General features: G+C 45.9%; 13 protein-coding genes. 5 read left to right on the top strand and 8 right to left on the bottom strand.

The features are described from left to right. Nucleotides 1–68: 68 nt before the first annotated feature. Both ACVBIU_RS08315 and fieF read left to right on the top strand, forming a co-directional pair. Nucleotides 69–557, top strand: a complete 489-nt coding sequence (locus ACVBIU_RS08315; RefSeq protein ID WP_447163499.1) for a Spy/CpxP family protein refolding chaperone — start codon at nt 69–71, stop codon at nt 555–557. A 181-nt stretch (nt 558–738) separates the two neighbouring features. Continuing rightward, nucleotides 739–1,608, top strand: a complete 870-nt coding sequence (gene fieF, locus ACVBIU_RS08310; RefSeq protein ID WP_447158914.1) for a cation efflux pump FieF — start codon at nt 739–741, stop codon at nt 1,606–1,608. 154 nt (nt 1,609–1,762) lie between these two features. Here the strand turns inward: fieF and glnG are convergent, their stop codons facing one another. The 3 genes from glnG to ACVBIU_RS08295 form a co-directional block, all read right to left on the bottom strand. Then, the gene (glnG, locus tag ACVBIU_RS08305; RefSeq protein ID WP_447158913.1) at nt 1,763–3,172 is read right to left on the bottom strand and encodes a nitrogen regulation protein NR(I); all 1,410 of its coding nucleotides are present in this window, start codon (nt 3,170–3,172) and stop codon (nt 1,763–1,765) included. Between the two features lie 17 nt (nt 3,173–3,189). After that, nucleotides 3,190–4,230 (bottom strand): nitrogen regulation protein NR(II), encoded by a 1,041-nt coding sequence (gene glnL / locus ACVBIU_RS08300; RefSeq protein WP_447158912.1) that lies wholly within the window; start codon nt 4,228–4,230, stop codon nt 3,190–3,192. Nucleotides 4,231–4,379: 149 nt separating this feature from the next. Further along, entirely contained in the window at nt 4,380–4,928 is a 549-nt protein-coding gene (locus tag ACVBIU_RS08295) for a DUF4124 domain-containing protein (RefSeq protein ID WP_447158911.1), read from the bottom strand. A gap of 247 nt (nt 4,929–5,175) precedes the next feature. Between ACVBIU_RS08295 and ACVBIU_RS08290 the strand changes: the two genes are divergently transcribed. Beyond that, nucleotides 5,176–5,862, top strand: coding sequence for an MliC family protein (locus tag ACVBIU_RS08290; RefSeq protein ID WP_447158910.1), 687 nt, complete (start codon nt 5,176–5,178; stop codon nt 5,860–5,862). Between the two features lie 194 nt (nt 5,863–6,056). Here the strand turns inward: ACVBIU_RS08290 and ACVBIU_RS08285 are convergent, their stop codons facing one another. From ACVBIU_RS08285 to ACVBIU_RS08265, 5 genes are all read right to left on the bottom strand, one after another. Further along, complete coding sequence (locus ACVBIU_RS08285) at nt 6,057–6,680, bottom strand: glutathione S-transferase family protein (RefSeq protein ID WP_447158909.1); 624 nt, start codon at nt 6,678–6,680, stop codon at nt 6,057–6,059. A gap of 123 nt (nt 6,681–6,803) precedes the next feature. After that, nucleotides 6,804–7,481 carry a type 1 glutamine amidotransferase domain-containing protein gene (locus tag ACVBIU_RS08280; protein WP_447158908.1) on the bottom strand — a complete coding sequence of 226 codons (678 nt, stop codon included), beginning with the start codon at nt 7,479–7,481 and terminating at the stop codon, nt 6,804–6,806. A 110-nt stretch (nt 7,482–7,591) separates the two neighbouring features. Further along, a complete protein-coding gene (locus ACVBIU_RS08275) occupies nt 7,592–8,749 on the bottom strand; it encodes an iron-containing alcohol dehydrogenase (protein WP_447163498.1) in 1,158 nt (385 codons plus the stop codon). Between the two features lie 165 nt (nt 8,750–8,914). After that, nucleotides 8,915–9,517, bottom strand: a complete 603-nt coding sequence (locus tag ACVBIU_RS08270; protein ID WP_447159132.1) for a TetR/AcrR family transcriptional regulator — start codon at nt 9,515–9,517, stop codon at nt 8,915–8,917. Between the two features lie 87 nt (nt 9,518–9,604). Continuing rightward, nucleotides 9,605–10,057, bottom strand: coding sequence for an Lrp/AsnC family transcriptional regulator (locus ACVBIU_RS08265; RefSeq protein ID WP_447158906.1), 453 nt, complete (start codon nt 10,055–10,057; stop codon nt 9,605–9,607). 183 nt (nt 10,058–10,240) lie between these two features. Here ACVBIU_RS08265 and ACVBIU_RS08260 point away from each other — a divergent pair, with 183 nt between their 5' ends. Both ACVBIU_RS08260 and ACVBIU_RS08255 read left to right on the top strand, forming a co-directional pair. Then, nucleotides 10,241–11,416 (top strand): PrnB family protein, encoded by a 1,176-nt coding sequence (locus ACVBIU_RS08260; RefSeq protein WP_447163497.1) that lies wholly within the window; start codon nt 10,241–10,243, stop codon nt 11,414–11,416. A 1-nt stretch (nt 11,417) separates the two neighbouring features. Then, a complete protein-coding gene (locus ACVBIU_RS08255) occupies nt 11,418–12,533 on the top strand; it encodes an aminotransferase class V-fold PLP-dependent enzyme (RefSeq protein ID WP_447163496.1) in 1,116 nt (371 codons plus the stop codon). Nucleotides 12,534–12,570: the final 37 nt, after the last annotated feature.

Here is a 12,570-nt window from a genome sequence, read left to right as displayed (position 1 = left end):
TGAGTAGACTAAACTGATAAGCGTCAAATCAAGCTTAGCAGTGCTGAGCAAATTCAAATGAGGCTACCATGATGAAAAAGAATACGTTTAAAGCAGGTTTGCTTGCCATAGTGGCCAGCACCGCATTATTAACCGCTGGTGTAAATGCTGCCGATGACCAAGATGGCTCACGTGATGGGCATGGCAAAAATGGCCATCACCAGATGCAAAGCGAGCGTGGCGGCCATCATGACCTGCGCAAGATGTTTCGCGGTTTAGACTTAACCGATGAGCAGAAGACTGAGATGAAAGCGCTATTTAGTGCGCATCGTGACGAGATGAAACAAAATCGTCCTTCTAAAGAAGCGCGCGCGGCACAAAAACAGCAGATGTTAGGTTTTATTACTGCAGCTAACTTTAACGAAGCTGAAGTGAAGCAGGCATTAGCCGCTAAACAAGCAGCGCGTCAGCAAAAGGCCGTTAATATGCTGAAGTTGCAAAACCAAGCGTATCAGTTGCTAACACCTGAGCAGCAAGAAAAATTCAAACAGCGTTTTGCTAAGCATCATAAAAGATAATTAGCTTATGCTTTGAACACGATTGCACCAGCTACCCAAGCCACTTGGGTGTAATAGAGGTTAATTGTTTTTCTCTATTAGGTCGATTGCTATTAACTTGAGGGGAAACATCAGTTTTTCCCTCAGGTTTGTTATAAACTTAAGGTCTGTGTTTCCCTTACTATATTAGTAAACAGATTTTATGAATGACACTTCCCAATATGACTTCTGGGTTAAGCTGGCCAGCCGCGCAGCGGTTGCGACAGCGTTAACCCTTATTACCATCAAACTTGCAGCATGGATGTATTCTGGTTCCGCCAGTATGCTGGCTTCATTGACCGACTCCTTTGCTGACGCGCTTGCATCAATCGTTAACTTTATTGCAATCCGCTACGCTATCGTGCCTGCGGATCAAGATCATCGCTATGGGCATGGTAAAGCTGAGCCGTTAGCCTCGTTAGCGCAATCAGCCTTTATTTTAGGTTCAGCTTTCTTTCTGATGTTGCACGGCAGCGAACGCCTGATTAATCCGGTAGAGGTGCAGCACGCCACGTTGGGGGTGATTGTTTCTGTTATCGCAATTTTGCTGACACTGGCATTGGTTATGCTGCAGAAAAGAGCCTTAGCTGCGACCTCAAGCACTGTTGTTGAAGCCGATGCGCTGCATTATAAGTCGGATCTATTCTTAAACGCGGCGGTATTACTGGCACTGGTTTTATCTCAATATGGCTGGTGGTGGGCTGATGGTTTATTTGCGGTATTAATTGCGTTGTTTATTGGTCAGCAAGCCGTGGGGCTGGCTTATCGTTCGGTGCAGTCTTTGTTAGATAGAGAACTTGATGATGAGACCCGGGAGAGAATTACGCATTTAGCTAAGCAAGATCCTCAAGTCAAAGGGATCCATGATTTACGCACCCGCGAGTCGGGTAAGACCATGTTTATTCAGTTTCATCTCGAACTCGACGGGACGTTGAGCTTGCATCAGGCCCATAAAATTGCGGTAGAAACCTCCGAGCGGGTGCGCAAAGAGTTTGTGGAGTCAGAGGTGATTATTCACCAAGATCCGGTGTAGCCGTTAGCGTATAAGCAAAAAAGGAGAGCCTGTGGCTCTCCTTTTTGTTTTCAGCCCTAAACCAACTACTGCAGTAGGTGGTTATCATCAATGAGGCTTTGCCTGAAATAAAACAAATGAAAGTTAAGCTTTACTACAAGCATTGAAGATCTCGTTAATCCATCTCTAGCTCTTTCAGTTTTCGGGTCAAGGTGTTGCGACCCCAGCCTAAACGTTTGGCCGCTTCTTGCTTATGGCCATTAGTATGTTTAAGCGCAGTTTCCAGTAATATCCGCTCGAATGCGGGCTGCACTTCGGTTAGCAAGTCGCTGTCGCCGTCGCTGAGACGTTGATCGATAAACAGCTTCAATGCGCCTTGCCAGTCATCACTATCGCTGCTTGGTGTACTATTGAGCTTAGGCTCTTGCAATAGCTCAGGTGGTAGATCTAGAGGTAAGATCTCTTGTCCCGAGGCCATGACGGTTAACCAGCGACAGGTGTTTTCAAGCTGACGTACGTTACCGGGCCAAGGAAGCTGCGACAGTTTAGTCGCGGTCTCTTTGGTTAGCATTTTTGGCTCAACGGCAATCTCTTTGGCGGCAATCATCAAGAAATGACGCGCAAGTTGTGGGATATCTTCTCTACGCTGAGACAGTGGCGGCAGGTGCACACGAATGACATTTAAGCGATGAAACAGGTCTTCACGAAAATCCCCTTGCTGCACCAGCTGTTCAAGGTTTTGGTGAGTCGCTGCGATAATACGCACGTCTACCTGTACCGGTGAGTGGCCGCCAACACGGTAAAACTGCCCATCGGCTAACACACGTAATAGTCGAGTTTGCACATCGAGCGGCATATCACCAATTTCATCTAAGAAGAGAGTGCCGCCATTGGCCTGTTCAAAACGGCCTTGTCGCACACTGCCTGCACCAGTAAAAGCGCCTTTCTCGTGACCAAAAAGTTCTGATTCAATTAAGTCTTTAGGGATGGCTGCCATATTGATGGCAATAAACGGCTTACCTTTACGCGGGCTGTGTTTATGCAGTGCGCTGGCAACGAGCTCTTTACCCGTACCCGACTGGCCGTTAATCAATACGCTAATTGAAGAACGAGAAAGGCGGCCAATGGCGCGAAAGACTTCCTGCATCGCAGGGGCTTCACCAATGATTTCTGGTGTGGCGACTAGCGGCTCTTCAACGATGATACTCGATGTTTGCTCTTTAGCGTGGGTGAGCGCTCGGTCGACTAAAGATATCGCTTCATCGATATCAAAAGGTTTAGGTAGGTATTCAAATGCACCTGCCTGATAGGCACTCACTGCGCTGTCGAGATCGGAGTGTGCCGTCATGATGATGACAGGAATATGCGGGTAATGATTTTGTAGGCGCTCCAGCAGAGTCAAGCCATCGGTGCCGGGCATGCGGATATCTGACACAATCACTTGAGGCTGCGCCATCTCTAAGGCTTGCCACAGCGATTCGGCTGCGGCAAAGCTGGCGCAGCTAAATTTAGCGCTTTGTAGTGCTTTTTCTAATACCCAGCGTATCGAACTATCGTCGTCGAGGATCCAAACTTGTTCAGCCATTGAGTGTTTTCCTCTTATTAACTATTGATGGGTAAGGTAATGGTAAATTCGGTATGGCCTACGGTTGAGTCGCAATCTATGCGTCCACCGTGCAAGCGAGCAAAATTATGAGCAATAGATAGGCCTAAACCTGAGCCTTGCTCACGACCAGTGACCATAGGGTAAAACAGCGTGTCCATTAGCTCGGGCTGTATGCCTGGACCGTCGTCGATGACCGATAACATCAGCACTAGCTTATGGCGCTGTGTACCTATGGTGATCTGGTGTTGAGTACGGGTTTTCAGGCGAATATGCCCACCCATAGGCTCTAAGGCTTGAATCGCATTTTGCACAATGTTGAGAATAGCTTGCTGCAGTTGGTCCGGATCCATCTCAATATCAGGAATAGAGGGATCATAATCTTGGGTGAGCTCAATGTTATCAGGTAGGGTGACATTGACTAACTTGACGACTTTTTGGATGACTTGATGAATATTAAACAGGCTATGCTGCGTCGGCTTTTGTGGGCCGAGCAAACGGTCGACTAAGTTACGTAGTCTATCTGCTTGCTCAATAATAAGATCGGTAAACTCGTTAAGCTCAGGCTCTTTTAGCTCACGTGATAGCAACTGCGCAGCGCCACGCAATCCGCCTAATGGGTTCTTGATTTCATGGGCGAGGTTACGCACTAAATATTGCGCAGCCTGCTGCTGAGCATCTTGAGTCAACTGTTGATGGATGCGGCGCTGTTGATCTACTTGGCGAAATTCTATCAGAGCAAGGTTCTGTTCTTGCTCAAGTGGCGTGAGCGTGACATCGACAGTATGTTGCTGACCATCAAGGGTGACTAAAGAGACAGTATTAATACTCAGGCCTTGACCATCGAAAATTGCCAATTTTAGCACTTGAGGATCGACACCGAGTAATTGATAGTGTTCGGGTAAGGGGTGTTCGCTAAGGCGGTGACTGCCCACACCGAGCAACTGCTCGGCGGCCGCATTCACGTAGAGTAACTCAAGCTCTTCATTGGTAACGATTACCGCCGTTACTAAATGGTTGAGCAATAAACTTGTATCCATCAGCTACTCCGAATTATGCACATGCACCTGTTTGGGCATTTCAGTTGATCGCACCACTATGGTGCACCAAAGTGGTGCAACCTGCAACTGGACTTCATCGGAATGTAGACTAAATCAATATAATCCTAAGCTTTTATATTAAAAGGTATTTACCCATTATCTCTAGGCTGAGGTTTTAAGCGAGCAGGCCCATAAATCGACGTCCGATGAAGAAAAATCGTTCTGGTAGAAGTCGATGCAATTATTTTGCCGTTCTGATCGAAAGCCTTAACAGCAAAGGTATGTTCACCACGATTAATGTTTTTCAGCTTAAATATGCCGATGGTTTGCTTGCTGCCTATCTGATTGCCGTCCATGTAGAGCGCTAATTGATGTGCTGCTGCGATCTGCGGAGTGATATTGGTGATAATGGTAATATCGCCATCATTGCTGCGGATAGACTCTTCTTCAGTTGGAGAGGCAATACTCATTTTATAAAGAGGCTTAACGGCTTCGGAATCGCTTGTCGTGCCGGGGAGTACGGAGACTTCTGGTAATTTAAGGCTGTTTTGAGTGTTCTCTTTAAATTCGACCACTTCAGCATTTTTTACCGGTTCATCAGAGAAATGAACGTTACCATTTTCATCGACCCACTTATAAACCGTCGCATGAGCAAGCGTTGTAACCAGTAGCATAAGTAGTATAAAGCCAGCACGCATTGTGACATCCTTTGTTACAGGGTTTGATACCGAAGATTAGCTGTTTTAACATAAAAAATCATGAACTTTGTGGTGATTTTATACCGCGAGGGGTCGTGCAGAAGTTGACTGTCTTGAGTGATAAGCTCATTTCACTTGATTGGCATCTTGTTGATAGCCAGTTTTTAGCAGTAAATTAGTAGTAATTTAGCAGTAAGATGGCTATCAATTAGCTTAGATTATTGCTGGCAACACATAAGGATAACAGATGCAAAAAACGATGTTAGTGAGTAGCCTATTATTGTTGGCTGCATGTGATTCGACTCAAACGACTCAAACAGCTCCAGCGATAGCGGCAGTCGACAGTGCTGCTACAGTTGATGGCCATCAACATGTTGCTCCGGCTTTTGATTGCGCTAAGGCTCAGGGACAAGTTGAAACTTTAATCTGCAATGATCCCGAGTTAGCGGTGTTAGATCAGAAAATGGCGCAGGTTTATCAAGCGGCGGTTGTTAATATTCCCGCAGCAGAGCAGCCTAAGGCGATGCAAAGAGGCTGGATTAAAGGTCGTAATGATTGTTGGAAGGCGCAAGATGTACGTGAGTGCGTATTACAAAATTATCAAAGCCGGATTATTGAATTACAGATCCAAGGTGGATTGTTAGAGGTGCCTGCAGCCGTAGTTTTTGATTGTGATAATCATCCACAGATCACTGCGGTTTTTTATACCCAGCTCGATCCGGTTACTGCGGTATTTACCTTTTCGAGTGAAAAAATGGGTGAACAACAGCTGTTAGCAACCAATGTGCGTAGCGGTAGCGGCGCGAAATACCAGGGACGTAACTTTGAATTTTGGGAGCATCAAGGCGAAGCCAGCGTGCAGTACCTCGGTGAACGTTACCAGTGCCAGTTACGTAAGTCAGTGCCTGCTACTAAGTTAGTACCCGTTCCGTAAGTTAGTGCCAGCTACACTAAGTTAGTGCTAGTTAAGTAAGCCTGTGCCGTCGACATAAGTTAATCTTAGTCACGTAAGTCGACGGCGCACTAAAGTGAATCGTTAAACTGAATATCATAATTAGCTTATGTAAAAAGCAGCCTTATGGCTGCCTTTCTATTGAATATTCATTTTTAGCTTTTGACAGCTAACAGCTAGCTTTTATCGTATTGCTGCTCAATCTCGCCAGCCTTAATGTGATTGGCGTGCTGACCAAGCTGCTTAGCGTAAGTGGCAATATGCGGGTACTTTTCAGCTTCACCACTGGCCACGAGTAGCTCAACGATAAACGACATCATGATATCCGCGCCAGTAAGCTTGTCGGCGACAAGGTAACGCTTACCTTCAAGCGATTGATTGACGTAGCTAAGAATTTTTTCAGACTCAATGGCAGCGTAGCCCTCTAAGAAGTTGGTTTGACAGCCGTCTTTGGCGACAAACATTCTCAGTAGTAAAGGCAGTATTGCTGAACTTTCTGCAAAGTGAAGCCATTGTAGATACTCAACATAATCAGGGCTGCCCTTTTCTGGTGCGAGCGTTCCTGCTGCATGGTTATCGATAAGGTATTGGGTAATTGCGCCTGATTCTGCAATCACTTGCTGTTGATACTCAATCACAGGTGACTTGCCTAGTGGATGAATGGCTTTGAGTTCTGGCGGCGCTAGGAAAGTTTGGCTATCTCGTTGATAGGCTTTTATTTGATAATCTACCCCAAGTTCCTCAAGTAACCAGATGATACGTTTTGAGCGAGACTTATTTAAATGATGCAGAGTGATCATTGGCGGTCCTTACAATTAATAAGAGCTATTAAGAAGTTCTGTGCGAAAGATAGAATCTGGCGCGAAGTTAATCGCGCCATAGTTCATGTAGTCAAGAGTGTAGTCAGAAGTTAGCTACTTGAGTTACTTCAGTTGCTTGATGATCTCATCGGCCACCACTTCAGAAGAAGCTGGGTTTTGGCCAGTGATTAAGTTGCCATCGACCGCCAAGTAGCTACTCCAGTCATCGCCTTTGCTATACAGCGCGCCATTTGCCAGCATCATATCTTCCACGAGGAAAGGCACGATATCAGTCAGCTGCACTGCCGCCTCTTCACCGTTAGTAAATCCTGTCACTTGCTTGCCAGCAACTAAAGGTGTGCCATCGGGGTTTTTCACATTTTTAAGTGCCCCCGGTGCGTGACACACAAGTCCTACAGGCTTTTTAGCCTGGTAGAAAGCGGCTATTAATGCGATAGAGTGATCATCGTTAGTGAGATCCCATAATGGCCCATGGCCACCTGGATAGAAAATCGCGTCGTAATCAGCTTGGTTTATCTCAGCTAACACTTTAGTGGTTGCCAGTTGCTGCTTGGCCTGTTCATCTTGATTGAATCTATCGGTCGCTGCCGTTTGAAAGTCCGGCTGCTCGCTACTAGGGTCTATTGGTGGTTGTCCGCCAGCAGGTGAAGCTAAGGTGACAGTACAGCCACTGTCTTTAAAGCGATAAAAAGGACTGGCAAATTCTTCGAGCCAGAAGCCTGTTTTTAAGCCTGTGTCGCCAAGTTTGTCGTGTGAGGTCAGTACCATCAATATCTTCATTTTGTCGTCCTTTTTATCTGTTGGTTTGCCAATAGCGGCATCCTTATTACGTGATGCCTGCCAGTTAGCTGAGGTCTCTGTTAAGTTTGTATCTGTTTAATTATTAAGAGTTATAAGTTACGTTCTAAAATCTTGCGGCTCATAGCCAGATCAACATCTTGTTTTTCACCTAAAGCCGTCATGCCGTGGGCTTCAAGCTTGCTAATGATCTCATCGATACTGCTACTGTCTAAATCGTAGTCTGATAGGCGAGTATTAATGCCCATCGCTTCAAAAAAGTCGCGGGTCTTGCTTATCGCCGCATCGATGATTTCATCAACCGAGCCTTGGTTAATTCCCCAAACGCGATCGGCATATTGCAGTAACTTCTCTTGCTTAGCTTCTCGGCGAACATCGAGCATACCCGGTAAAATCATCGCGATAGTACGGGCATGGTCAACACCGTAAAGCGCGGTAATTTCATGGCCAATCATGTGTGTTGCCCAGTCATGTGGCACGCCTTTACCTATCACGCCGCTCAGTGCCATTGTTGCCACCCACATCAGGTTGGCACGTACATCGAAGTCTTGAGGTTGGCTTAGGGCTTTTGGCCCTAATTCGATTAGGGTTTGAAGCAAGCCTTCGGCGAATCTGTCTTGCACTGGCGCATTAACAGGGTAGTTAAGGTATTGCTCAGTGATGTGAATAAAAGCATCGACAACGCCGTTAGCGACTTGGCGTTCTGGTAATGTGAAGGTTTTGCTTGGGTCTAATACTGAAAATTTTGGAAAGACGTGATTGCTCATAAATGAGAGTTTAGCTTGCAACGCTTTACGGGTAACCACGCTGGCGCTATTCATCTCAGAACCCGTGGCAGGCAAGGTCAGAACCGTACCGAATGGCATTGCTTGAGTGACCTTAGCGCCCCAGCTTAAAAGAATGTCCCATGGCTCACCTTCAAATAGCGCGGCAGCTGCCACAAACTTGGTGCCATCGATAACCGAGCCACCACCAACTGCTAAGAGAAAGTCGATATTTTGCTGTTTTACGACTTCGACCGCTTGCATCAATGTTTCGTAGGTTGGATTCGCCTCGATACCACCAAATTCAACAACTTCACGCTGCTTAAGCGCAGCCTTTACTTCATCGAGAGTACCTGTGCTTCTGGCGCTGTTGCCGCCAAACAACACTAAGACCTTTGCATCTTGTGGGACTAAGTTATCCAGTTCAGCAATTTTTCCTTCACCAAAACTAATGTGAGTAGGGTTGTAGTAATCGAAGCTGTACATAATCTTTCCTATAGTCGACTAATTGTCGAATGATACTAAGGCCTAACATTTAGTAGACCAGTCGTCTAGTAAACGGTTAAAAAAATGCCCGCCATCAACAGGTATAAGCATAGGCGGGGGAGATAAATTTGCTGATTATTTCAGTGAAGAGCATTTCACTTTAGATCACTTCAATACCGAAACAGGATTAGCTAGCAGGGCTTGAGTCATCTGTAATACGCGTGTGATGACATTGGGATCACGGGTTAATTTATTTCTTAAACTGGCACCTAACCACATCTGGTATAAGGTTTCTGCGGTATAGGCTGCATTCATTGCAGTCAGAGAGCCATCTTCTATTCCAGCTTCAATACAGCTCGCAAGGCGAGCAATAACCGCTGATGAGCCCTTGTCTAGGGCAAGGCGCATGGGTTCTGATAGATCTGAGACTTCGGCACTGAGTTTGACCACTAAGCACTTTTGGTCGATACAGGCATCACTTTGGGTGCTTTGCCAGCGTAACCAGTAGCTCATCAATCTCTCTAAGCCTGAGCCATTCTCTGGCGCAAATAGGCTGTCGATACTGCTTAAGTAAGTTTTAAAGTAACTGTTAATCACCTCTTCACCGAACTGCTCTTTGGATTTGAAGTAGTGGTAAAAAGAACCTTTAGGCACATCGGCAAATTTTAAGATCTGCGATAGACCGACATTGGAAAAGCCTTTGCTCGAAATCAGGCTGTATCCTGAGTCGATAATATGCTGACGTGTTTGCTGAGGATCTGTTTTGATACTTGTTTTCATAGTAAACAGACTAACACAATTAGACCGGTCGTCTAGTGTTTTTTTTATCAGTTATTTTTAGGGGCGTGAATGCCGCTATAGCGGCAATGTATTGCGCGAGAAGTTTTGCTTTAACACGACGGTAGATTCGATCCCGGCGATACAGCTTAAGCTGCCAAGCGACTTTTTTACGAAGCTTTCATAACTGAGCAGGTCGCTAGCAACGATTTTTAGCAGGTAATCGTGGGCACCGGTGACCACTGAACATTCCATGACTTGCTCGAGATTTTCCATGCTTTCTTCGAACACAATTGCATGTTGATCTGAATTTTCTTTGAGGCGTACAAAAGCATACACCACTACGTTAAGCCCAACTTCTTTAGGATCGATTTGCGCCGCATAACCGCTAATCACACCCGTTTGCTCTAGCTTTCTCACGCGGCGAAGGCAGGGGGTATCCGACATATTTAATTTGGCAGCGAGCTCGCTAATCGCGATACGGCCTTGACGTTGTAATATGGCGAGTATGTTGCGGTCCTTGTTATCCATTGGAGGCCTTTTTATTTTTTGTGGTGAAAATCGGTATCAATTAACCATTTTATAGGGGATCTCGACCTTAAATGGAAGTTATTCGCGCCAGTTTATCGATTTACACCATAGGGATCCTGCTAGGCTAAGTGACTATAGATTACTGCACAGTCTCATCGAAAAAATAAAAATAAGGACTAACAGATGACGCAAAATACTCAGGCATTCGATCATTGGAGCCGCACTCGTTTTGTTGAACTCAATAGTGAGCTTGAATCGCTTTACGCTGAGCAGAGCGACAGGGCTAATGTTGAAGGTGTTGGCGAGCACTTAAAGCTGCAACTTGAATCTGAAGGGCGCCAGCTGATAGCCAGTTTGCTGGCTGAGGGAAATACTGACGAAGGCTTTGATCATGCTTTTGATCTGCTTGGTAATGTTGGCCTGTATATGGCGGCATGCCGTAGGCACGAAATTACCGAGCCTTCACGAGAAACCGTATCACCACTGACAGAGGCGTCTACCCTTGCTATGCATATTGGCGCCTCTATTGGTGTGACCCCAAGATTTGCCACGGCGCACCTTACTACCCATAACCGTGCACACCAGGGGGTGTATAAACGCTTTACTGATTTAGCTGCCGAGAAGCTGTTTGTTGATTATAACACCAAAGGCATTTTGGCTTATAAGCGTGCCGCCGATGCACTGTTAAAAATTCAGCCGTTAGGCATAGATCATCCCATTGCCTCTGATCTGCTGAACGTTGCTAAGCAAGCCTTACAAGATGTGATTGAATCAAACCGAGTCTTGTTTTTGCAGCTTGATGCCGATGACTTCTTCTATTGCGTGAGACCCTATTACAAACCTTATCGTGTAGGTAGCCAAGTTTATCGCGGCGCTAATGCGGGGGATTTTGCCGGGATCAACGTTATCGATATGCTGCTGGGCTTATGCGCTGCAAACGAGCCGGGTTACTCGCAGATGCTGGTGGATAAGTTTTTATACATGATGCCTGAAGATCAACGCATTTTACGTGACTGTATGCGCCGAACCAGCTTTATGGATGCGTTACTGGGCATGAGTCATTTACGTCACGAGCAATGGTACCAGCAAAATCTTCAGTTGTTTTTGGAGGTATGTGAATTACACGGGCAAACGGCGATTCAGCATCATAATGAGCTGGTATCTAAGTATATTGCTCAGCCTTCAAAAAATATGCAGCAGCAACATATGTCAAAAGTCACCGCCAGTGGCCCACCATTACCGGTATTACTTAATTCGCTAGAAAAATTACGCGATAGAAGAGCTGCTGCTAAACGTAGTGATATCCGAACTCGTTTTGATGATATTTGCACGCTAAAAGCGAGTTTGGAGGCAGAGTAATATGCAGTCTTTTAAAGATGATTTTAGTTTAGCGCCAGGGAGCTACCTGCTTAACCATTCGGTGGGTCGGCCATTGAAAGATGCCGAGCAAGCGTTCTCAAAACAGTTTTTTGCGCCTTGGCAAACATCGGGAAAAGAGCCCTGGCATGATTGGTTGCAGGTGATTGAACAATTTAGTCAGGGGCTGGCTAAGTTGTTTAATGCGCGCGTCGAGGAGTTTTGTCCTCAGGTTAATCTCTCTAGCGCGCTGACTAAGTTGGTGATGTCGTTAGAGCGGCTTAATCAGCAGCATGCAGTCGTTCTGATGAGTGAAATTGACTTCCCAAGTATGGGGTTTGCGCTTAAAAAAGCCCTGCCACAGGGCTGTGAGTTGCGCTTTATTCCTAAGTCTTTAGATATTACCGATGCCGAGGTCTGGCAGTCACATATTAGTGCCGATATCGATTTAGTGTTTGTCAGCCATGTGTATTCCAACACGGGGCAGCAAGCCCCTGTCGAAGAAATTGTTAATGCTGCAAAATCTAAAAATGTATTAACCCTACTCGATGTGGCGCAATCGGCAGGTATCGTGCCGTTAGACTTACAGGCTCTGCAGCCTGACTTCTTAATCGGCTCAAGTGTTAAGTGGTTATGTGGTGGTCCGGGCGCAGCTTATTTATGGATAAACGCAATGCATATTGAGCACTGCCAGCCAAAAGATGTGGGCTGGTTTAGCCATGAAAATCCGTTTGAGTTTGATATTCACGATTTTCGTTATCACCAAAGCGCACTTAAGTTTTGGGGCGGTACACCTTCGATTGCTCCCTATGCGATAGCGGCGCATAGCATAGGTTACTTTGCCAATATAGGTTCTCATAAGCTTCGTGAGCATAACCAATGGTTAATCGATGTGGTTGCAGAACAGTTTGAGCAGGAGTTTGTATCTCCAAGGCTTGAGGCAAAGCGCAGTGGTACGTTGATTTTAGATTTTGGCGCTAAGCAACAACAGGTGTTAGCAGCATTGCAACAGGCGAATGTGAGCGTGGATCTGCGGAGCCAAGGTATTCGTGTGTCACCGCATATTTATAATGATATGGCCGATATTGAGCGGCTTCTGTCTGTGATAAAAAGCGTATAAAAAGAAAAACAGGCCTTAATGTTAAGGCCTGACATGT

This window comes from Shewanella sp. 30m-14 (assembly GCF_052977125.1).
This window is presented reverse-complemented; position numbering and strand designations above follow the sequence as displayed.